Annotated in this window: 21 protein-coding genes and 1 tRNA gene; 14 read left to right on the top strand and 8 right to left on the bottom strand. The window is 60.7% G+C overall.

What is annotated here, in order from left to right; translation table 11 throughout:
- Positions 1–29: 29 nt before the first annotated feature.
- From BTN82_RS23775 to BTN82_RS23750, 6 genes are all read right to left on the bottom strand, one after another.
- Positions 30–449 (bottom strand): cupin domain-containing protein, encoded by a 420-nt coding sequence (locus BTN82_RS23775; RefSeq protein ID WP_075121523.1) that lies wholly within the window; start codon positions 447–449, stop codon positions 30–32.
- A gap of 13 nt (positions 450–462) precedes the next feature.
- Positions 463–1053, bottom strand: coding sequence for a cysteine hydrolase family protein (locus BTN82_RS23770; protein ID WP_075121522.1), 591 nt, complete (start codon positions 1051–1053; stop codon positions 463–465).
- Positions 1054–1080: 27 nt separating this feature from the next.
- Entirely contained in the window at positions 1081–2985 is a 1905-nt protein-coding gene (locus BTN82_RS23765) for an FAD/NAD(P)-binding protein (protein ID WP_075121521.1), read from the bottom strand.
- 47 nt (positions 2986–3032) lie between these two features.
- Complete coding sequence (locus BTN82_RS23760) at positions 3033–4139, bottom strand: pyridoxal phosphate-dependent aminotransferase (RefSeq protein WP_186828438.1); 1107 nt, start codon at positions 4137–4139, stop codon at positions 3033–3035.
- Positions 4140–4277: 138 nt separating this feature from the next.
- Complete coding sequence (locus BTN82_RS23755; RefSeq protein WP_261793025.1) at positions 4278–5129, bottom strand: taurine catabolism dioxygenase TauD; 852 nt, start codon at positions 5127–5129, stop codon at positions 4278–4280.
- A 282-nt stretch (positions 5130–5411) separates the two neighbouring features.
- Complete coding sequence (locus BTN82_RS23750) at positions 5412–6656, bottom strand: MFS transporter (protein WP_075121518.1); 1245 nt, start codon at positions 6654–6656, stop codon at positions 5412–5414.
- A 77-nt stretch (positions 6657–6733) separates the two neighbouring features.
- On the opposite strand from BTN82_RS23750, the gene BTN82_RS23745 reads away from it, so the two are divergent.
- The gene (locus BTN82_RS23745) at positions 6734–7645 is read left to right on the top strand and encodes a LysR substrate-binding domain-containing protein (RefSeq protein WP_261793016.1); all 912 of its coding nucleotides are present in this window, start codon (positions 6734–6736) and stop codon (positions 7643–7645) included.
- 173 nt (positions 7646–7818) lie between these two features.
- On the opposite strand, the gene BTN82_RS23740 is transcribed toward BTN82_RS23745, so the two are convergent.
- Positions 7819–7903 (bottom strand) — tRNA-Leu (locus BTN82_RS23740).
- 108 nt (positions 7904–8011) lie between these two features.
- Between BTN82_RS23740 and queA the strand changes: the two genes are divergently transcribed.
- The 6 genes from queA (at position 8012) to BTN82_RS23710 (ending at position 14113) form a co-directional block, all read left to right on the top strand.
- The gene (gene queA, locus BTN82_RS23735; RefSeq protein ID WP_075121516.1) at positions 8012–9076 is read left to right on the top strand and encodes a tRNA preQ1(34) S-adenosylmethionine ribosyltransferase-isomerase QueA; all 1065 of its coding nucleotides are present in this window, start codon (positions 8012–8014) and stop codon (positions 9074–9076) included.
- 14 nt (positions 9077–9090) lie between these two features.
- Positions 9091–10206 carry a tRNA guanosine(34) transglycosylase Tgt gene (gene tgt, locus BTN82_RS23730; RefSeq protein ID WP_171820100.1) on the top strand — a complete coding sequence of 372 codons (1116 nt, stop codon included), beginning with the start codon at positions 9091–9093 and terminating at the stop codon, positions 10204–10206.
- Positions 10207–10253: 47 nt separating this feature from the next.
- Positions 10254–10589, top strand: coding sequence for a preprotein translocase subunit YajC (gene yajC / locus BTN82_RS23725; RefSeq protein WP_075121515.1), 336 nt, complete (start codon positions 10254–10256; stop codon positions 10587–10589).
- Between the two features lie 62 nt (positions 10590–10651).
- Positions 10652–12520 (top strand): protein translocase subunit SecD, encoded by a 1869-nt coding sequence (secD, locus tag BTN82_RS23720; RefSeq protein WP_075121514.1) that lies wholly within the window; start codon positions 10652–10654, stop codon positions 12518–12520.
- A gap of 9 nt (positions 12521–12529) precedes the next feature.
- Positions 12530–13444 carry a protein translocase subunit SecF gene (secF, locus tag BTN82_RS23715; protein ID WP_075121513.1) on the top strand — a complete coding sequence of 305 codons (915 nt, stop codon included), beginning with the start codon at positions 12530–12532 and terminating at the stop codon, positions 13442–13444.
- Between the two features lie 120 nt (positions 13445–13564).
- Complete coding sequence (locus tag BTN82_RS23710) at positions 13565–14113, top strand: glycine zipper 2TM domain-containing protein (RefSeq protein ID WP_075121512.1); 549 nt, start codon at positions 13565–13567, stop codon at positions 14111–14113.
- A gap of 219 nt (positions 14114–14332) precedes the next feature.
- Here the strand turns inward: BTN82_RS23710 and suhB are convergent, their stop codons facing one another.
- Positions 14333–15148, bottom strand: coding sequence for an inositol-phosphate phosphatase (suhB, locus tag BTN82_RS23705; protein WP_007929514.1), 816 nt, complete (start codon positions 15146–15148; stop codon positions 14333–14335).
- A gap of 257 nt (positions 15149–15405) precedes the next feature.
- Between suhB and trmJ the strand changes: the two genes are divergently transcribed.
- From trmJ to hscB, 7 genes are all read left to right on the top strand, one after another.
- Positions 15406–16185: a tRNA (cytosine(32)/uridine(32)-2'-O)-methyltransferase TrmJ gene (gene trmJ / locus BTN82_RS23700; RefSeq protein ID WP_075121511.1), complete on the top strand. Its 780-nt coding sequence runs from the start codon at positions 15406–15408 to the stop codon at positions 16183–16185.
- A complete protein-coding gene (gene cysE, locus BTN82_RS23695) occupies positions 16178–16954 on the top strand; it encodes a serine O-acetyltransferase (RefSeq protein ID WP_075121510.1) in 777 nt (258 codons plus the stop codon). Before trmJ ends, cysE begins: the two co-directional genes overlap by 8 nt.
- A gap of 267 nt (positions 16955–17221) precedes the next feature.
- Complete coding sequence (gene iscR, locus BTN82_RS23690; RefSeq protein WP_009045442.1) at positions 17222–17713, top strand: Fe-S cluster assembly transcriptional regulator IscR; 492 nt, start codon at positions 17222–17224, stop codon at positions 17711–17713.
- Between the two features lie 50 nt (positions 17714–17763).
- Entirely contained in the window at positions 17764–18978 is a 1215-nt protein-coding gene (locus tag BTN82_RS23685; RefSeq protein WP_075121509.1) for an IscS subfamily cysteine desulfurase, read from the top strand.
- A 102-nt stretch (positions 18979–19080) separates the two neighbouring features.
- A complete protein-coding gene (gene iscU, locus BTN82_RS23680) occupies positions 19081–19467 on the top strand; it encodes a Fe-S cluster assembly scaffold IscU (protein WP_007929523.1) in 387 nt (128 codons plus the stop codon).
- A gap of 47 nt (positions 19468–19514) precedes the next feature.
- Positions 19515–19838 carry an iron-sulfur cluster assembly protein IscA gene (gene iscA, locus BTN82_RS23675; RefSeq protein WP_007929524.1) on the top strand — a complete coding sequence of 108 codons (324 nt, stop codon included), beginning with the start codon at positions 19515–19517 and terminating at the stop codon, positions 19836–19838.
- Positions 19839–19846: 8 nt separating this feature from the next.
- A complete protein-coding gene (gene hscB, locus BTN82_RS23670) occupies positions 19847–20368 on the top strand; it encodes a co-chaperone HscB (protein WP_075121508.1) in 522 nt (173 codons plus the stop codon).
- Positions 20369–20381 lie beyond the last annotated feature (13 nt).

Below are 20381 nucleotides of genomic sequence, written 5' to 3'. Positions count from 1 at the left end.
ATTCACCCCAAAAGAAATAGCCGACGGTTTCAGATCAAGTGCCGGCCGTCATAGACGCTGTTGTCGTAGGCGGCATGGTTGGCCGCGGGCGGCGCTTGTATCGAGGTCACCGCGCCGCCCCAGATGGCGTAGATCAACGCGCCCGTGGAGGACTTCCAGGCATGGCTGCTGCCCGGCGGGTAAATCACCAGGTCGCCCTTGTGGTAAATGCCGTTTTCGTCTTCGAAGTCGCCGTCGAGGATCAAGAAGGTTTCATGGCCCAGGTGGTGGTGAGACTGGGCGCTGGCGCCCGCTTCGCAGCGGATCAGGGCGATACGCTGGGCGCTTTCCTTGCACTCGAAAAGCGTGTGGATACTGGCGCCGCTGCGGCCCAGTTGCTGGTGAGCCGACCATTGGATCGAGTCCGGCTCGCAGGAAAGATTCAGCAGATTGAGAACTGTCGGGTTCATGGAGGAGCGCCTGTCAGAGGGAAGAGGTGATGAAGTCGAGGGTCGAGCTGATGTTCGCCGTGCGGGATATGCGTTCCATCGCCGCCAGGTGACGCTCCTGGGTGACCGCCGCGCAGGCGTCTTCCAGCACGGTAATCTCGAAGTCCCGGTCATGCCCGTCGAGGGTCGTGGCGAGGACCACGTGCTCGGTCGACACCCCGGTCAGGACCAACTCTTCGATACCCTGGGACCTGAGGATCAATTCCAGGTTGGTTTGATAGAACGGGCTGACCCGGCTCTTGGCGATGACGATTTCGTCTTCGCGAGGGCGCAGGTCTTCATGCACCTGGGTGGACCAGGTATTCAACTTCAAGACCCCGTGCTCCTTCGCCGGTGCGAACACCCTGGAGCGTTTGGGGAAACCTTCATAGTGGGCATTGAAGCCGACGACGATAAAGATGATCGGCAGGCGATGGTTGCGGGCGTAGTTCAGCGCCGCCTCGGCTTTTTCCACGACCCGGCGTTCCTGAGTCTGCTGGTAATAGCCTTCACGGGCATACACCCCTTCGGGATGGACGATTTCATTGATGAAGTCCATGACCAGCAGTGCTTTCTTTGCAGACATCATGCATTCCTTTAAATGAGAGGGCGGTCAGGCAACTTCAGTGATTTCGACAGGCGCCTGCGCGTAGGCCGGCTTCAAGGCGTCGGATGCGACGAAGTGGGCATCCTGGGCGAAGTCGGTCCAGAAGCCCGGTCGGCTGCTGCCGGCCTGCATGAACCAGCGGGTGTGCTCCGAAGGCAGGCCCAGCACGTAGAGCCCCTCGATGGGCTGGCCCGCGCGGTCGATCGGGTGATAAGGGCCGGGGGTGACGGCCACGCCGCCGGTGACGAAGCGGTCGCGGGGGCCCTGATTGACGTAGTTGGTCCAGTACCCGCGACGGACCAGGTTGCGGGTCAGTGGCGACGGGTCCCGCAGCAAGTCCGGCGAAGGGATGCGGCCGTCGATCACCACCTCGAGCAACTGCCGGGACTGGCGGACCCTGGGTGATTCGATGCTGAACTTCTGCTGTGGCCGATCGATGCCATACACCGTTTCCGGCCCGACCAGGGTCAGTACCCCCGCGGCGATCAGCGCGCGGATCTGCTCGGTCCGGTAAAGGGGTGGGCCCGCGGTGAGGAACAGGCTGGTGGGGGCGTAATACTGCAAGAAGTCTTCTTGGTGGGAGCGGGGCGCCAGCCGGCCGAAATCCGCCACGCTCCTGATCAGCGCGCGGGTATCGCGAATCGTGTCCAGGGCGGCTTTCATCGGGTTGTCGACGTTGCCCTCGCGGGCGCAGCGCAGGTCTTCTTCCAGGACCTGGTCGAGGGCGTCGGTAAAGTCCGCCGGGCTGTGGAATTCCTTTGCCCGGAACGGTCGGGCCAGGCGGTCGATGTCCAGCAGGGGCAGGTCCGCTACGCCAAAGCGGGCGGCCTCGGCGACCAGCGCTTGCACGGTGAACAGCTGCTGTTGCGCCACGCGATCCTTGAACTGTTGCTCGGCTTCCAGCCCCGCCTCGGCACGTATGGCCGTGGCGAAGTAGACGATGTTGATTTCAGCCAACAGCAGCGGCAGCACTTCGGCGGCAAAATCGATCTGACCGCGTTTTTGCAGCGCGTCGATTTTGTCTCGGGTGATGCACAGCGGTTGGTACTGAAAGTTCGGCCCCTTCTGGTTGCGGCCCCTGGCGGGGATCAGCATGCCGCTGCGGGACCCGGCGAACAGCTTGGGTTCGCGGTTCGACGGGGTATAGGTGGTGATACCGTCGACCACGTTGAAACGGCCTCCGCGACCCACGGTCAGGGCCGCGACTATGTCGTGGAACGCCAGCCCCAGCCCGACGATGCCCACCTGCTGCTGAGGCTCGATGTGCTCCAATGGCATGTCCGCGGCGGAGTCTCCGCGAAAGAACGCCAGCCCTGGCGTCTGCTGGGCGAACTGCTGCAACTCCTTTTCCCAGCCGACCAATTCGGGGGTGGGATGGCCGGTGGCGATGACCACTTTGTCGGCCTGGAGAAAGGCGCCGTTATCCAGTTCCAGGGTCTGGATGTTGTCGTCGTTGACCAGGTCGACGACCACCGCGGCTATGCGCTGCAGCGAGATGTTCGGTGTGAAGCTGGCCTCGATGGTCGACAGCACGAATTGCATGTACTCGCCATGGACCGCGCGAGGCGCATAGGCATTCGGCCCCGGGTAGGCCGGGTCCACGGAACGCCACCACTGCGCCAGCGACGGTCCGGCGCCGGGCCGGATGGGGCCGTCGTCCAACGGCCCGGAGAAGGAAGAGACCTCTTCGGCGACGGTGTTCATCACGTAATGGCGTGGCTGGTCGGTGCGCCATACCCGACCGGAACCCATCTGGGCGCTGTCGATCAGGTAGACGATGACGGGCGTGGCGGGGGCGTCCATGAGCATGAGCGCGGCCAGGCGCTCCAGCACGGACAGGCCGCGGGGGCCGCTGCCGATGATGGCGATGCGGTGTGCGGGCGACGAAGGCGCGATGTGTCGCAGAGACATACAGACTCCTGTTTGTATGGGGGTGACGGATCGAGAAGGACGGGCGGTTATTGGAAGGCGTGGTGAAAACGCTTGACGGCCTCGTCTATGGCCTCGTCGCTACCGGCAAAAGACAGTCGGATATAGCCTTCGCCGCCTTCGCCAAACGCGGTGCCGGGGGTGACGGCGACCTTGGCGGTGCTGAGCAACCAGCGGGTGAAGGACAGGGAGTTTTCAAACCCCAGGTCGGCGATGGAGGCGAAGATGTACAGCGCGCCCTCGGGGGCTATGCACTGGATGCCGGGAATTTTTTCCAGGCCGTCGATCAGCCTGTCGCGGCGCCTTTGATAGGCCGTCACCATGTCGGCGATCCGCTGCTGGCAACCCTTGAGCGCGGCAATGCCGCCGCGTTGAATGAAGGAGCCCGCGCAGCCGACCGTATGCTGGTGGACCTTGAGCATTTCGTTGGCGATAGGTTCGGCGGCGACGACGTAGCCCAGTCGCCATCCGGTCATCGCGTAGGCCTTGGAAAAGCCGCTGATGGTGACGGTGATGTCCTCGGCGCCTGCGATGCTGGCAATGCTGATATGGCGGGCCTGGCCATAGATGACCCGTTCATAGATCTCATCGGAAATGATGTACAGCCCGTGTTTCAACGCCACCTGCACCACCCCCTCGACCTCTTCGCGGGTCAGCACGCGGCCGGTCGGGTTGTTGGGGTTGTTGATCAGGATGGCCTTGGTGCGCGGGGTGATCGCTTGCTCCAGCACCTGCGGTTCGAGGAGGAAGCCGTTCCGGCCATCCAGCGGCACCGCCTTGACGGTGGCGCCGGCCATGGCGGCCATGGCCTTGTAGCTCACCCAGCTGGGCGTCGGGATGATGATTTCATCGCCTTCGTCCAGCAGGGTCATCAGCGCGATGAACAAGGCGTGCTTGGCCGATGGCGTGATGATGATGTTTTTATCGGCGGCGAGGTCCAGCGCATGTTCGGTTTTGTATTTATGCGCGACGGCATCCAGCAAGGCCTTGGTGCCGCGGCTGGGGGTGTAATGAGTGTCGCCGTCCGAGAGGGCTTCGACGGCCGCGTCGACGACATGTTCGGGTGTCCTGAAGTCAGGTTCGCCACCGCCGAGATCGACGATATCTTCGCCCTGCTCACGCAGGCTGCGGACCATATCTAAAATGGCGTAAGTTTCCGAAAGTTCAAGGTTTGCAATCCGTTTGGAGAATGCGTGTTGGCGCATTTGAATCACCCCGACATCAAGTAGTGACATGGTTGTGCAGATAATGAATTTATTATTGTGTGGATGAACTTAGTCGACGACGCAGCCAGCCCTGTTATTGGCCCAATACGCTTCGAAACTGTCGGCGGTGCTGGAATCTTTAAAGGCGTAGGTCTTCAAGAGCCAGCGAGTCGCGGCACTGTCGGGATTGAGGATGTCGATCTTTTCCCGGTTATGCAGGCCGTCCTGATTGGCGAAGGTCAGCAAGTCGCCGGTGAGAATCCGGTGGCGCTTGCATTGCGAGCGGGTCATTGCGCTTTTGAAGGCAATGAAGGCGTCTCGCGCTTCCAGCGGGGCTTCTTCGGCGACGCAGGTCATGGTGTCGAGGAAGCGGATGGAGTGAGCGTTGCTCAGGATCGGGTGTTTCTCGGACGTGCTCAGTTGTTTGTTCATGTCCCGCGAGAAGACATCGAAAACTGTATAGAAGTGTGGCTCGCGCAAGCAGGCGATGTGCTTGGGCTCGAGGTTCTTCACGATGTCGGCGCCATCGATGTAGCCGGTGTAGATCAGGTCGTCGTCCGGGCACCGCATGCCCAGCAGGGTGATGTAGTCGGCCCTGACTTTATGGGCGGTCCGGTCGTTGTGAAACACCAGTTCGCTGTCGCTGAAGCCGGTGAGCTGCCCGCTGTACTTCTTGATCGCAATCACATCGGTAAAGAAGTCGCCCTGGTTCCTGGTTTCGTAGGACAGCAGCGGGGTGCCGGTGAGCTGGGCGAACAGTTCAAGGAAACCTTCGCTGATGAACTGGTTCTTCTTGAGGTGTTTGTCGCCGACCGGATCGTCGGGGTCCAGTTCGGGAATCACCTGGTCCATGGGGCAGTTGCGAATGGCGTGGATCTTTTGCTGATGGCTGGCTCGTTCATCGCGGATGGTTTGGCACACGTGCAAAAAGCGTTCTGGAACCCGGGGGTGAAGTTGCCTTATCGCTTCCGAGAAGTCGGTGTAGTGCTTGTAGGGCGATAGATGAACATCTTCAAGAAGGCTTAGTAGTTGCAACTTCTCATCGGCTTCAAAGGTAAATAGCGGGATCATTGGTATCCTCCATGGAATGAGATCGGACTAGTTAGTTGAATGGTCAATCTATGTAAGTTGCTGCTAGAGGCGTGCCGCTCACGAAGTTGCGCGGCACGCGCTGTAGTTAGAGCGCTTTAGCGAACAGCGATTTCAAGCGGAGCCAAGTTCCAGGGCATAGTTTTTTTCAACCCGGGGAAAGAGCGGCACGGTCAACAGTGCGCAAAAGGCCGCCGCCAGCCACACCAGGCTCCAGGAGAAGTGAGTCATGAGGGCGGAGGCCGCGATGGGGGTCGCGAATAGCACCACGAAGACGCAGGTATTGCCCATGGCCAGGGCCGTGCCCGCCCGACTGGCGCCCGCCAAGGTGGCCAGTTCGGTGTAGGCGACCCCGTGCCAGGCCGACACGCTGATCCCGGCGATGACCATCACGCCGATGATCAGGGCAGTGGCCAGCGGGGTTTGGCTGATGCCGTAGAAGCTGGCGGCCGAGACCGTCGCGCTCAAGGCCAGGAAGGTCAGGGTGCTCAACCAGGCACAGGCCTTCAGGTAGCTGCGCCGGTTCTTGTTTTTGTCGGTCCAGCGTCCGCTCCAGATCCTGCTGACGATCGCGCCAATCTGGATGACCGCCAAGGTCGCGGAAATCAGGCTGATGTCGACGTTGCCAAAGTCATGAAAGAACACCGCAGCGTAAGTGAGGATGGCGAACTGCGGGGCGCAGAGCAGGCCGATGGCCAGGACGATGCGCCAGATCCTCGGGTCTTTCAGCGGACTGGTGCTGGTTGCCAGGTTCTGTTTTTTGGCCGCGCTGCTGGAGAAGTCCGGTTCGTACAGCCAGAGCCACGCAAACAGGGCGGCGACCAGGCAGAACAAGGCAGAGGCGGTGAACACTTCGATAAAACCGTAGGCATGAGCCAGGTAAGGCAGCACCACCGCGCCCAAGGCATAACCTCCGGGCACGGCCGTTTGCCGGATGCTCATGGCCAGCCCGCGTTCGCCCTCCTTGAACCAGGCCATGATGGCCCGGCCGCTGGCGCCGTTGACGCTGCTTCCGAGCAGGCCGACGGTGAACAGGCCCGCTGCCAGCAACACGACCGTTGGTGCATAAAAGGCCAGCATGGCCAGGATCAACAAGGCGATCCCGGACGTCAGGAGCCCCGTCAGCAGGACAGGACGATCGCCCCAGCGATCGGTCAGCAACCCCCAGGGAATCTCGCTGATGGCGATGCCCAGCCCCAGCACCCCGAGAACAAGCCCCAGCTCGGCGTTATCCAGCTGATAGGTCGCGCGCATATAGACCGCTGTCGCGGGCAGTCCCCCCACCACACTGGAAAAACTGGCGTTGGCCGCAACGCCGACGCCCAGTACTTTCCAACGGTGACCGTTATCTACAGGCATAAGAATCCCACTAGTTAAATAGTTGTGGGCGAAAAGACTCTCATGGGCGTATCGTCTCGAATATCAAATAATTTTGCGTGTTGATCCCGAAAAACAGGATGGTTATGAGGCCGGTAAATTTCGATTTGGATGTCATGCGCAGTTTCGTTACCGGGGTCGAATTGGGCAGCTTTGCCAAGGCGGCGCAAAAGCTCGCGCGCTCGACATCGGCCATCAGTGCCCAACTGAAGAAACTGGAAGCCCAGGCGGGCTCGCCGTTGTTCAAGAAGGCCGGTCGCAAGCTGGCGCTGACGGACACCGGCGAGGTGCTGCTGAATTATTCCCGGCGGCTTTTAAGCCTCAACGATGAAACCATCACGGCCGTTTCCGAGCTCAAGCTGAAGGGCTGGGTGCGTCTCGGGCTCCAGGAAGACCTGGGCAGTTTCTTGCCCACGGTGCTGGGCCGTTTCGCCAGGGCCCATCCCGACGTGCGAGTCGAAGCCCGCATCGCGCGCAACGCGGATCTGCTGAACAGGATCGAAAATGGCTCCCTCGACCTCGCGGTGGCGTGGGGCGGCGTAAAAGCCACGGGGTATCAGGAAGTGGTGGCGGAGTTGCCCATGCAGTGGATCGGCTCGTCCCACCAGTACCTCGACTGGCGCGCCGAGTCGGGCACGCCGCTGCCGATCATCGCGTTCGACGCGCCTTGTCCTTTTCACTCGATGGCCGTCGAGGCGCTGAGCCGCGAAGGGATTCCCTGGCAGTTGTCGTTCACCAGTTCCAGCCTCAATGGCTTGTCGGCGGCAACCGAGGCCGGCCTGGGCTACACCATCAGAACGGCCCTGGGCCTGCAGCCGGGCACCGAACTCCTGGCGGCCGGCGATCGGGGCTTGCCAGCCTTGCCCTCTATCGCCCTGACATTGCATCGGCGAGAGGCCAATCCCGATCCACTGACCGAGCGGCTATCGAGCATCGTGATCCAGGCCATTCGCAGCGAGATCGTTTACTGAGGGGCGGTTTGGAAGAAACGCTGCCAGGCAGGTTTTGAGAAAGGCTCGAATCATCAAGCGGGAGGCACGGCTTCTGGCAGGTTCGGAAATTCCATCCCGGAAACTAAAAAGCCCGCGGTTAGCGGGCTTCAGAGGTGTTGCATAGTCGTCTTGGGACGGCTATTTGTTGCGTTTGGTGCCCCGAGGGAGACTCGAACTCCCACTCCTTTCGAAAACGGATTTTGAATCCGCCGCGTCTACCAATTCCGCCATCAGGGCTCAATGGCGGCGAAGTATAGAGACGTGCCTACCGTTGGTCAATCAGGTTTCATGGTCAATTTTGGCTATTTCCGCTAAACTTTCCGGCCCTGCTAGACGAACCCCATCATGCGTGTTGCTGACTTTACCTTCGAGCTCCCTGATTCGCTGATCGCCCGCCACCCTCTGGCCGAGCGTCGCGCCAGCCGCCTGCTGACCCTGGATGGGGTTACCGGCGCCTTGGCCCACCGTCAATTCACTGATTTGCTTGAGCATTTGCGCCCGGGCGACTTGATGGTGTTCAACAATACCCGGGTGATTCCGGCGCGGCTTTTTGGCCAGAAAGCCTCCGGCGGCAAGCTGGAAATTCTGGTGGAGCGGGTGCTCGACAGCCACCGCGTATTGGCCCATGTACGCTCCAGCAAGTCGCCGAAACCGGGCTCGAAGATCCTTATCGACGGCGGTGGCGAAGCCGAGATGCTGGCCCGCCACGACACGCTGTTCGAGCTGGGGTTCGCCGAGGAAGTGCTGCCGTTGCTGGAGCGCGTCGGCCATATGCCGTTGCCTCCTTATATAGACCGCCCGGACGAAGACTCGGACCGCGAGCGTTATCAGACCGTGTACTCCGAACGCCTGGGCGCGGTTGCCGCGCCGACCGCGGGTTTGCACTTCGACCAGCCGCTGCTGGAGGCGATTGCCGCCAAGGGCGTGGAGACTGCGTTCGTGACCCTGCATGTCGGCGCCGGCACGTTCCAGCCGGTGCGGGTGGAGCGCATCGAAGACCACCATATGCACAACGAATGGCTGGAGGTCAGCCAGGAAGTGGTGGATGCGGTGGCGGCCTGCCGCGCGCGCGGCGGTCGGGTGGTGGCGGTGGGGACCACCAGCGTGCGTTCCCTGGAAAGCGCAGCGCGCGATGGCGTGCTCAAGCCGTTCAGCGGCGACACCGACATCTTTATCTACCCGGGCCGGCCGTTCCATGTGGTCGATGCCCTGGTCACCAACTTCCATTTGCCCGAATCCACGTTGTTGATGCTGGTTTCGGCGTTCGCCGGTTATCCCGAAGCCATGGCTGCCTATAAGGCCGCGGTCGACAATGGATACCGCTTTTTCAGCTACGGTGATGCGATGTTCATCACCCGTAATCCGGCGCCAACCGCTCCCAAGGACCAGGCCCCAGAGGAAACCGTATGAGTCGCACCTGTCGTATGTCGTTCGAGCTGCTCGCCACCGATGGCAAGGCGCGTCGCGGCCGCCTGACCTTCCCCCGCGGTACTGTGGAAACCCCGGCCTTCATGCCGGTGGGCACCTACGGCACGGTCAAGGGCATGCTGCCTCGGGACATCGTCGCCACCGGCGCCGAGATCATCCTGGGCAACACCTTCCACCTGTGGCTGCGTCCGGGCACCGAGGTGATCAAGGCGCACGGCGACCTGCATGACTTCATGCAGTGGAAAGGCCCGATCCTCACCGACTCCGGCGGTTTCCAGGTGTTCAGCCTGGGCGCCATGCGCAAGATCAAGGAAGAGGGCGTGACCTTCGCCTCGCCGGTCGACGGTGCGAAAGTCTTCATGGGCCCGGAAGAGTCGATGCAGGTCCAGCGCGATTTGGGCTCGGACATCGTGATGATCTTCGACGAATGCACCCCGTACCCGGCCGACGAAGATGTCGCGCGGGTATCCATGGAGCTGTCGTTGCGCTGGGCGCAGCGCTCGAAGAATGCCCATGGTGACAACACGGCAGCGCTGTTCGGTATCGTCCAGGGCGGCATGCACCAGGACCTGCGCATGCGCTCCCTGGAAGGCCTGGACAAGATCGGTTTCGACGGCCTGGCCATCGGCGGCCTGTCGGTGGGCGAGCCCAAGCACGAGATGATCAAGGTGCTGGACTATCTGCCGGGCCAGATGCCAGCAGACAAACCTCGTTACCTTATGGGTGTTGGCAAGCCGGAAGATCTGGTTGAGGGTGTGCGCCGCGGTGTGGACATGTTCGATTGCGTGATGCCAACCCGTAATGCCCGCAACGGGCATCTGTTCATTGACACTGGCGTGCTGAAGATCCGTAACGCGTTCCATCGCCATGATGATTCGCCGCTGGATCCGACCTGCGATTGCTATACCTGCCAGAACTTCTCCCGCGCTTATCTGCATCATTTGGACAAGTGCGGAGAAATGCTGGGGAGCATGCTCAATACCATCCATAATTTGCGCCATTACCAACGGCTTATGGCTGGTTTGCGCGAGGCTATTCAACAGGGTACATTGGCCGCCTTTGTCGATTCCTTCTATGCCAAACGCGGGTTGCCCGTGCCGCCTTTAGAATAAGTTCTAAAGACGTTCAGACCTACTTTTGCAATTATCCGGAGTGTTACATGAGCTTTTTTATCTCGACTGCAATGGCTGACGCCGCTGCTCCTGCCGCTGGCCCTGCCGGCACTGGCTTTGAGTGGATTTTCCTGGTCGGCTTCCTGGTCATCTTCTACCTGATGATCTGGCGTCCACAGGCCAAGCGCGCCAAAGAACAGAAGAACCTGCTGGGCAGCCTGCAGAAAGGTGACGAAGTTGTGACCACTGGCGGTATCGCCGGCAAGATCACCAAAGTGACCGACGACTTCGTAGTGCTGGAAGTTTCCGACGCTATCGAGATGAAGTTCCAGAAAGGCGCGATTGCCGCCACGCTGCCAAAAGGCACGCTGAAGGCGATCTAAGTTTCATCTTTTACCAATCGACGGGGCGCGCAAGGCGCCCCGCTTCATAAACGGGCGGCGTGATGCTGAACAAATACCCTCTGTGGAAATACGTACTGATCCTGGCGGTGCTGGCGATCGGTTTTATTTATTCCGCTCCCAACCTGTACCCCGATGACCCGGCCATTCAGGTCAGCGGCGCGAGCACTGCGCTGCAGGTTACTCAGGACGATCTGGACCGTGCGAGCAAGGCGCTCGGCGAGGCCGGGATCGCTGTCAAGGCTTCTTCTGTCGGAGCCAAGGGCAAGGGCGGCCTGCTGCGTCTGACCAAGCAGGAAGACCAGCTTCCAGCCAAGGACGTCGTGCGCAAGGCCCTGGGCGACGACTACGTCGTTGCATTGAACCTGGCACAAACCACCCCGCAATGGCTGCGCAACCTCGGCGCGCACCCGATGAAGCTGGGTCTGGACTTGTCCGGCGGTGTGCACTTCCTGCTGGAAGTGGACATGGAGAAAGCCCTCGACGCACGCCTGAAGGTCTACGAAGGCGATGTGAAGAGCCTGTTGCGTAAAGAGCGCCTGCGCTATCGCAGCCTGCCGCAGCTCAATGGTGCCATTCAACTGGGCTTCAGCGACGACGCGACCCGTGAACAGGCCCGTGCGCTGATCCGCAAGAACTTCAACGATTTCGACATTGTTCCGGCCGACCTCAATGGTCAGGCGGTGCTGCGTCTGGCGATGACCCCGGCCAAGCTGGCGGAAATCCGTGAATACTCCATCAAGCAGAACTTGACCACGGTCCGTAACCGCGTCAACGAGCTGGGTGTCGCCGAGCCTCTGGTTCAGCGTCAGGGCGCCAACCGTATCGTGGTTGAGCTGCCGGGCGTGCAGGACACTGCCGAAGCCAAGCGTATCCTGGGCAAGACGGCCAACCTTGAGTTCCGTCTGGCCGCCGAGCCGGGCGCGTCGAAAGCCACTTCCGAGTCTTTCGAGTTCCGCGAAGGCAATCGTCCTCCTGCGCAGATCGAGCGTGGCCTGATCATCACCGGCGACCAGGTGACCGACGCCCAGGCGGGCTTCGACGAGCACGGTCGTCCACAGGTGAACATCAAGCTCGATGGCCATGGCGGCGAGTTGATGAGCCGTTCGACCCGCAGCAACGTCGGTCGCAGCATGGCGGTGATCTTCATCGAGCAGAAGCCGACCACCACGTACACCAAGCAAGTGGTCGACGGCGTCGAGAAAGACGTCGCGGTGCAGAGCTTCAAGGAAGAGAAGAAAATCATCAGCCTGGCGACCATCCAGTCGCCGCTGGGTAGTCAGTTCCGCATCACCGGCCTGAACGGCCAGGGCGAGTCTTCCGAGCTGGCGCTGCTGCTGCGTGCCGGTGGTCTGGCGGCGCCGATGTACTTCGCTGAAGAGCGCACCATTGGTCCGAGCCTGGGTGCCGACAACATCACCAAGGGTATCGACGCATCGCTGTGGGGCATGCTGTTCGTGTCGCTGTTCATCATTGCCATCTACCGCTTCTTCGGCATCATCGCCACCGTGGCGCTGGCGTTGAACATGGTGCTGTTGCTGGCCCTGATGTCCCTGTTGGGGGCTACGCTGACCCTGCCGGGCATCGCCGGTATCGTGTTGACCATGGGTATGGCGGTGGACGCCAACGTACTGATCTTCTCGCGGATTCGCGAAGAGATTGCTGCCGGCATGACCGTGCAGCGGGCAATCAACGAAGGCTTCGGCCGGGCATTCACCGCGATTCTCGACTCCAACCTGACCACGTTGCTGGTCGGCGGGATTCTCTTTGCCATGGGCACCGGCCCGGTCAAGGGTTTTGCGGTGACCATGTCCCTCGGGATCTTTACCTCGATGTTCACGGCCATCTGGCTGACCCGTGCGATGGTCAACCTGATCTTCGGCGGTCGTGACTTCAAGAAGTTGTGGATTTAAGGGGCTGCCATGTTACGTACTATCAACTTCATGGGCGTGCGCAACGTTGCGTTCGGCCTGACCGTGCTCCTGACCGTTCTGGCGTTGTTCAGCTGGTTCCACAAGGGGCTGAACTACGGCCTGGATTTCACCGGCGGTACGCTCATCGAGCTGACCTACGAGCGTCCGGCGGATGTGATGAAGGTTCGGGCTCAACTGAGCGAATCCGGTTATCACGAAGCGATCGTGCAAAGCTTCGGTGCGACTACCGACCTGCTGGTGCGGATGCCGGGTGAAGACCCGCAGTTGGGCCATCAGGTAGCCGAAGCGCTGCAGAAGGTCGGCGGCGACAACCCGGCGCAGGTCAAGCGCGTCGAGTTCGTCGGCCCGCAAGTGGGCGAAGAGCTGCGTGACCAGGGCGGCCTCGGCATGCTGATGGCGCTGGGCGGCATCCTGATCTACCTGGCTTTCCGCTTTCAGTGGAAGTTCGCGGTCGGTGCCATCGTTTCCCTGATCCACGACGTGGTGGTGACGGTCGGTATCCTGTCGTTCTTCCAGATCACCTTCGACCTGACGGTACTGGCGGCGGTGCTGGCGATCATCGGTTATTCGCTCAACGACACCATCGTGGTGTTCGACCGGGTGCGTGAGAACTTCCGCGTGCTGCGCAAGGCCAGCCTGATCGAGAACATCAACATCTCGACCACCCAGACCCTGCTGCGCACCATGGCGACCTCGATCTCCACGCTGCTGGCGATCGCGGCGCTGTTGTTCTTCGGTGGCGACAACCTGTGGGGCTTCTCCATCGCGCTGTTCGTCGGTGTTCTGGCGGGTACCTACTCGTCGATCTACATCGCCAACGTGGTGCTGATCTGGCTGAAACTGAGCAGCGAGGACCTGATTCCTCCGGCCAATACCGAGAAGGAAGTCGACGACCGTCCATGACGGTTTGCGCTTCCTGGTAGGCAGTCGAAAAGGCGCGAGTATTGAACTCGCGCCTTTTTTTATGCTCCAAGGCAGGGAGAAGCGCGGGCATGTCCCGCTTGTGATGGTCAGGAGGTTCATGTGAACAAGTCGTTGCTGGTTGGTGCGGTATTGGGTGCTGTCGGTGTGACTGCCGGGGGTGCTGTGGCCACCTACAGCCTGGTGAAAAGCGGCCCTGAGTATGCGCAAGTGCTGGCCGTTCAGCCGGTTAAACAACAGATCAAGACCCCTCGCGAGGTTTGCAAGGATGTAGCGGTGACCCGGCAGCGGCCGGTGCAAGATCAGCACCAGATCGCCGGTACGGTGGTTGGTGCGTTGGCCGGCGGCTTGCTGGGCAACCAGATTGGCGGCGGCACAGGCAAGAAGATTGCCACGGTCGCCGGTGCGGTCGGTGGTGGTTACGCCGGTAACAAGGTGCAGGAGGGCATGCAGGAGCGTGACACCTACACCACCACTCAGACGCGCTGCAACACGGTCAATGACATCAGCGACAAGGTCGTGGGTTATGACGTGAAGTACGAACTGAATGGCAAGCAAGGCCAGGTGCGTATGGATCGTGATCCGGGTAGCCAGATTCCGGTCAACAAGGAAGGCCAGTTGATTCTGGGGCAGAACGAGCCGGTGCAATAAGCGTCTCGGCATTGCTATAAAAAGGCACCCTGCGGGGTGCTTTTTTGTGGTCCGGGTTTTCCTGCGTGGGAGGAGGTTTGCCCGCGATACAGGCGCTGCGGTGTTTCAGGCCGCTTGGGGGTAGCTATCGCGAGCAAGCTTCGCTGCGACAAAGTGACGTGCTGGCATACGGCAGGCATAAAAAAGCACCCCGTGGGGTGCTTTTTTTGTCGCTGGCGTTTAGCGCTTCAGCGAAGCCGGCAGGTGCGGCTGGATGGCGGTGAGGACCGCCTTGAAGCATTTGGTGTTGCCGGCTACCACGTGGCCTTTTTCCAGGAAGTCGTGACCGCCGGTGAAGTCGCTCACCAGGCCGCCGGCTTCTTGAATTAGCAGGGCGCCTGCTGCCATGTCCCACTCGGACAGGCCCGACTCCCAGAACGCATCGAAACGACCGGCGGCCACATAGGCCAGGTCCAGGCTGGCGGCGCCGGCGCGACGGATGCCGGCGGTCTGGCCAACCAGGGCACGGAACATGCCCAGGTAGTTGTCGAGGTTGTCCATCTGGTCGTCACGGAACGGGAAACCGGTGCCCAACAGGGCGCCGTCCAGGCTGGTGCGGCCGCTGACGCGCAGGCGGCGACCATTCAGCTGGGCGCCACGGCCACGGCTGGCGGTGAATTCTTCCTGGCGCACTGGGTCCAGAACCACGGCGTGTTCCAGGCGACCGCGGTATTTGCAGGCAATGCTGACCGCGAAATGCGGGATGCCGCGCAGGAAGTTGGTGGTGCCGTCCAGTGGGTCGATGATCCACAGGTAGTCTTCGCCTTCGCCGCTGCCAGCGTGCAGGCCGGTTTCTTCGCCAAGAATGCCGTGAGTCGGGTAGGCCTTGCGCAGCGCGTCGATGATCTTCTGCTCGGCAGCGCGATCAACTTCGGATACGTAGTCTTTGGCGTCTTTTTCGTCAACCTTGATGGTATCCAGGCGCTCGATGGAGCGGAAAATCAGTTCACTGGCGCTGCGGGCGGCGCGCAGCGCGATATTCAGCATTGGCTGCATGGATAGGTCACCTAAGGTTGTTAAAGAAAGCCGAGCATTCTAGCAGAAAACTTTTGCAGATGAAGGTCGACATTTGCTTCGCTGGCCTGGATCTATCGCTCGACCCCATAAATGTGCGCACATTGTGACGAGCGGCAGTCTGTCTTGAATGGGCTGACTTCATATAGAAGGCAGGCTCTGCACTGTTATTTTTGAGGCGGGAGCGCTGGCTGTTCTGTAAGATTTGCTCCCCTTTCCAGTGTCCGAGAGCGCCTCCCTTGCTGCAGAACATTCGTGTCGTCCTGGTCAATACCAGTCATCCCGGGAATATCGGCGGGGCTGCGCGTGCCATGAAGAACATGGGCCTGTCGCGGCTGGTGCTGGTTGACCCGCGGGTATTTCCGTCTCCCGAGGCTGATGCGCGAGCGTCGGGTGCCACCGACATTCTTGAACGCGCCCAGGTCGTTGCCACCCTGGAAGACGCCTTGGCCGGCTGCACACTGGTGTTTGGCACCAGCGCCCGGGATCGGCGTATTCCCTGGCCATTGCTCGACCCCCGCGAATCGGGGGTCAAAGTGGTGGAGGAGGCCGGGCAGGGCGCCGAAATTGCCCTGGTCTTTGGTCGTGAAGATTCCGGCTTGACCAACGACGAGCTACAGCGATGTCATTTCCACGTGCATATCCCTTCGGATCCGGCGTTCAGCTCGCTGAACCTGGCGACGGCGGTGCAGGTGTTGGCTTATGAAGTGCGTATGTCCTGGCTGTCGGTCGAGGGCAAGCCGAACAAGGTCGAGAAAGATGAAGTGGCGTCGCCGCGCAGCGATGAGCTGGCGACCATGGATGAGCTGGAGCGATTCTACGAGCATCTGGAGCAGACGCTGGTGGCTATCGACTTCCTCGATCCGGAAAAGCCGCGGCACTTGATGGCGCGCCTGCGCCGGTTGTACGGACGCAGCTCGGTGAGCCGGGCGGAAATGAATATTTTGCGAGGCATCCTCACGGAAACGCAGAAAGCGGCCCGTGGCGAGCTCCTTAAGCGGAAGAATGACGATGTTTGAGCGTTTGCGTGAAGATATCCAGAGTGTTTTCCATCGTGACCCGGCGGCGCGCAACGCCTTCGAGGTCCTGACCTGCTACCCGGGCATGCACGCGATCTGGATTCATCGCCTGTCCGGCGCGCTGTGGGGCATGGGCTGGAAATGGCTGGCGCGCCTGGTGTCGAACTTCGGGCGCTGGCTGACCGGGATCGAAATTCACCCAGGGGCCAAGGTCGGTCGTCGCTTCTTCATTGACCATGGCATGGGGATCGTCATTGGCGAAACCGCCGAGATTGGCGACGACGTTACGCTTTATCAGGGCGTGACCCTGGGCGGCACCAGTTGGAACAAGGGCAAGCGTCACCCGACCCTGGAAGATGGTGTAGTGGTGGGGGCGGGCGCCAAGGTGCTGGGCCCGTTCACTGTCGGGGCGGGGGCCAAGGTCGGCTCCAATGCCGTGGTGACCAAGGCGGTGCCGGCAGGGGCCACCGTGGTCGGGATTCCCGGGCGCATCATCGTCAAGTCCGATGACGAGCAGGAGGCCAAGCGCAAGGCCATGGCGGAAAAGCTCGGTTTCGACGCCTATGGCGTCAGCGAGGACATGCCGGACCCGGTGGCGCGGGCCATTGGCCAGTTGCTTGATCACCTGCAAGCTGTCGACGGGCGCCTGGAAGGCATGTGCGGAGCCTTGAAGGATCTGGGCAGCAACTACTGCGCCAAGGAGTTGCCGGTCTTGCGCGACGAGGATTTCGCCGGGGTCAAGGACAAGGGTGACAGCCAGGTCGGCTGAAATTCCGGATCCTTTGATGGCGGATCGCAAGCTCGCTCCTGCAGGGTTTTGCACTCATCTGTAGGAGCGAGCTTGCTCGCGATAGCGTCCGAAAGGGCGCCGCTCATCCCGCCGAATCCAATATGTGCCATTGCGCCGCAGACTTTGCTATCATTCGCGCGCAATTTTGCGGGTAAACCCGACTAAGGTACTAGGTCTTATAGTTGACTTAATTACTCGGGAATTGCATACTCGCTCCCATCCCGAAACACTCCGTGGTACTTGTCCATGCGACTGACTACAAAAGGCCGATACGCGGTAACTGCCATGCTTGACCTGGCGTTGCACGCGCAACATGGGCCGGTGTCCCTGGCCGATATCTCTGAGCGCCAAGGCATCTCCCTGTCCTATCTCGAACAGCTCTTCGCCAAGCTGCGCCGCAGTAATCTGGTGTCCAGCGTGCGTGGTCCGGGCGGTGGCTACCAGCTATCGCGCGACATGCAAGGCATTCAGGTGGCCCAGGTGATCGATGCGGTGAACGAGTCGGTCGATGCAACCAAATGCCAGGGCCAGGGCGATTGCCATTCCGGCGATACCTGCCTGACTCACCACTTGTGGTGCGACCTGAGCCTGCAGATTCACGAATTTCTGAGCGGTATCAGCTTGGCTGATCTTGTGACTCGCCGTGAGGTGCAAGAAGTAGCCCAGCGTCAGGATCAGCGCCGCTGTAATGGCAAGGCGCAGCACCTGGACAAGATTGAAGCGTCCGCCGTCGAATGACAGCCAAAGAGCTAGCGGCACGCCAGCCAGCCTGATTTAGGAGAGAGTCCATGAAATTGCCGATTTACCTTGATTACTCAGCGACCACCCCGGTTGATCCGCGTGTCGCGCAAAAGATGAGTGAATGCCTGCTGGTCGACGGAAACTTCGGTAACCCGGCGTCCCGCTCCCACGTGTTTGGCTGGAAAGCCGAAGAGTCGGTGGAGAATGCTCGTCGCCAAGTGGCAGACCTGGTCAACGCCGACCCGCGTGAAATCGTCTGGACCTCCGGTGCCACCGAGTCCGACAACCTGGCAATCAAGGGTGTTGCGCATTTCTATCACACCAAGGGCAAGCACCTGATCACCTCGAAGATCGAGCACAAGGCTGTCCTGGACACCATGCGCCAACTCGAGCGTGAAGGCTTCGAAGTGACTTACATCGAGCCGGGCGAAGACGGTCTGATCACTCCGGCCATGGTTGAAGCCGCGCTGCGCGACGACACCATCTTGGTGTCGATCATGCACGTGAACAACGAGATCGGTACGGTCAACGACATCGCCGCGATCGGCGAGCTGACCCGCTCCAAAGGCATTCTGTTCCACGTCGACGCGGCCCAGTCCACCGGCAAGGTCGAGATCGACCTGCAGGCGCTGAAGGTCGACCTGATGTCCTTCTCCGCCCACAAGACCTACGGTCCTAAAGGTATCGGCGCGCTGTACGTCAGCCGCAAGCCGCGGGTTCGCCTCGAGGCGACCATGCACGGCGGCGGTCACGAGCGCGGCATGCGTTCCGGTACCCTGGCGACCCACCAGATCGTCGGCATGGGCGAAGCTTTCCGCGTGGCCAAGGAAGACATGGCTGCCGAGAACGTCCGCATCAAAGCGTTGAGCGACCGTTTCTACAAGCAGGTCGAGCACCTGGAAGAGCTGTACATCAACGGCAGCATGACCGCCCGCGTACCGCACAACCTGAACCTGAGCTTCAACTACGTCGAAGGCGAGTCGCTGATCATGGCGCTCAAGGACTTGGCGGTGTCGTCCGGCTCGGCCTGTACCTCGGCGTCCCTGGAGCCTTCGTACGTTCTGCGCGCCCTGGGCCGCAACGACGAACTGGCACACAGCTCGATCCGTTTCACCTTTGGTCGCTTCACCACCGAAGAAGAAATCGATTATGCCGCGCAGAAAGTCTGCGAGGCCGTGACCAAGCTGCGCGCCCTGTCGCCGCTGTGGGACATGTTCAAGGATGGCGTCGATATCTCGAAGATCGAGTGGGCGGCACACTAAATATAGAAGCCGCCAGATACAGCTCCTGTAGCGACGCGGCGACTGACGCAGGCGTAACTACAGGGTCTCAAGAGCGGCCCTGATGAGTGAGGATTAAGAATCATGGCTTACAGCGAAAAGGTCATCGACCACTACGAGAACCCGCGCAACGTCGGCAAGATGAACGCGGAAGACCCTGATGTCGGTACCGGCATGGTCGGTGCTCCGGCATGCGGCGACGTGATGCGCTTGCAGATCAAGGTCAACGAGCAGGGCATCATCGAAGACGCCAAGTTCAAGACCTACGGTTGCGGTTCGGCTATCGCCTCCAGCTCCCTGGCGACCGAGTGGATGAAAGGCAAGACTCTGGATGAAGCAGAGACCATCAAGAACACTCAGTTGGCAGAAGAACTGGCCCTGCCGCCAGTGAAAATCCACTGCTCGGTACTCGCCGAAGACGCCATCAAGGCCGCCGTTCGCGATTACAAGCAGAAGAAAGGCCTGATCTGATTTCGTAGATCAGCTTTCACAGATTGAGCGACAAGTAAGGAGTCACGATGGCTATCAGCATGACAGAAGCGGCTGCTCAACACGTGCGACGTTCCCTCAACGGGCGCGGCAAAGGTGATGGGATTCGTCTGGGTGTTCGCACCACGGGCTGTTCCGGTCTTGCCTATGTCCTGGAGTTCGTCGACGAGATCGGTGAGGACGATCAGGTGTTCGAGAGTCACGGCGAGAAAGTGATCATCGATCCGAAAAGCCTGACCTACCTGGATGGCACCGAACTGGACTTCGTCAAGGAAGGGTTGAACGAAGGCTTCAAGTTCAACAACCCCAACGTGCGCGGTGAATGTGGCTGCGGCGAAAGCTTCAACATCTGAGGCTGCTCGTGGGTACTCCTTGTCATTTCGCTTTATTTGAGCTGCAACCGAGTTTCCGCCTGGATCTCGAGCAGTTGGCCGCGCGCTACCGCGAGTTGGCGCGTGCCGTTCATCCGGACCGCTTCGCTGACGCTTCCGAGCGTGAGCAGCGCCTGGCGCTGGAACAATCCGCCAGCCTCAACGAGGCCTACCAGACGCTCAAGAACCCGCCCAAGCGTGCGCGATACCTGCTCGCCATGGGTGGTCATGAGTTGCCGCTGGAAGTCACGGTGCATGATCCGGAGTTTCTTCTGCAGCAGATGCAGTGGCGCGAAGAACTCGAGGACTTGCAGGATGAGGCGGATCTGGCGGGTATCGCAGGCTTCAAGCGTCGCTTGAAAGTGGCTCAGGATGAATTGAACGAAAGCTTCGCAGCTTGCTGGAATGATGCCGTGCAACGTGAGCAGGCCGAGCGCCTGATGCGGCGCATGCAGTTCCTCGACAAGCTCACCTACGAAGTGCGCCAGTTAGAAGAGCGCCTCGACGATTAACCCAGTGCCGCTC

It is taken from the genome of Pseudomonas chlororaphis, assembly GCF_001921865.1.
GTDB classification, from domain to species: domain Bacteria; phylum Pseudomonadota; class Gammaproteobacteria; order Pseudomonadales; family Pseudomonadaceae; genus Aquipseudomonas; species Aquipseudomonas chlororaphis_D.
The sequence above is the reverse complement of the archived record's forward strand: the minus strand, read 5'-3'. Positions and strand labels throughout refer to the sequence as shown.

What these genes read in the sequence shown, in the direction of transcription:
- BTN82_RS23775 (WP_075121523.1), bottom strand. Translation starts at nt 449, where the DNA reads ATGAACCCGACAGTTCTCAATCTGCTGAATCTTTCCTGCGAGCCGGAC.
- BTN82_RS23770 (WP_075121522.1), bottom strand. Translation starts at nt 1,053, where the DNA reads ATGTCTGCAAAGAAAGCACTGCTGGTCATGGACTTCATCAATGAAATC.
- BTN82_RS23765 (WP_075121521.1), bottom strand. Translation starts at nt 2,985, where the DNA reads ATGTCTCTGCGACACATCGCGCCTTCGTCGCCCGCACACCGCATCGCC.
- BTN82_RS23760 (WP_186828438.1), bottom strand. Translation starts at nt 4,139, where the DNA reads ATGGTCCGCAGCCTGCGTGAGCAGGGCGAAGATATCGTCGATCTCGGC.
- BTN82_RS23750 (WP_075121518.1), bottom strand. Translation starts at nt 6,656, where the DNA reads ATGCCTGTAGATAACGGTCACCGTTGGAAAGTACTGGGCGTCGGCGTT.
- queA (WP_075121516.1), top strand. Translation starts at nt 8,012, where the DNA reads ATGCGTGTTGCTGACTTTACCTTCGAGCTCCCTGATTCGCTGATCGCC.
- tgt (WP_171820100.1), top strand. Translation starts at nt 9,091, where the DNA reads ATGTCGTTCGAGCTGCTCGCCACCGATGGCAAGGCGCGTCGCGGCCGC.
- yajC (WP_075121515.1), top strand. Translation starts at nt 10,254, where the DNA reads ATGAGCTTTTTTATCTCGACTGCAATGGCTGACGCCGCTGCTCCTGCC.
- secD (WP_075121514.1), top strand. Translation starts at nt 10,652, where the DNA reads ATGCTGAACAAATACCCTCTGTGGAAATACGTACTGATCCTGGCGGTG.
- secF (WP_075121513.1), top strand. Translation starts at nt 12,530, where the DNA reads ATGTTACGTACTATCAACTTCATGGGCGTGCGCAACGTTGCGTTCGGC.
- suhB (WP_007929514.1), bottom strand. Translation starts at nt 15,148, where the DNA reads ATGCAGCCAATGCTGAATATCGCGCTGCGCGCCGCCCGCAGCGCCAGT.
- cysE (WP_075121510.1), top strand. Translation starts at nt 16,178, where the DNA reads ATGTTTGAGCGTTTGCGTGAAGATATCCAGAGTGTTTTCCATCGTGAC.
- iscR (WP_009045442.1), top strand. Translation starts at nt 17,222, where the DNA reads ATGCGACTGACTACAAAAGGCCGATACGCGGTAACTGCCATGCTTGAC.
- BTN82_RS23685 (WP_075121509.1), top strand. Translation starts at nt 17,764, where the DNA reads ATGAAATTGCCGATTTACCTTGATTACTCAGCGACCACCCCGGTTGAT.
- iscU (WP_007929523.1), top strand. Translation starts at nt 19,081, where the DNA reads ATGGCTTACAGCGAAAAGGTCATCGACCACTACGAGAACCCGCGCAAC.
- iscA (WP_007929524.1), top strand. Translation starts at nt 19,515, where the DNA reads ATGGCTATCAGCATGACAGAAGCGGCTGCTCAACACGTGCGACGTTCC.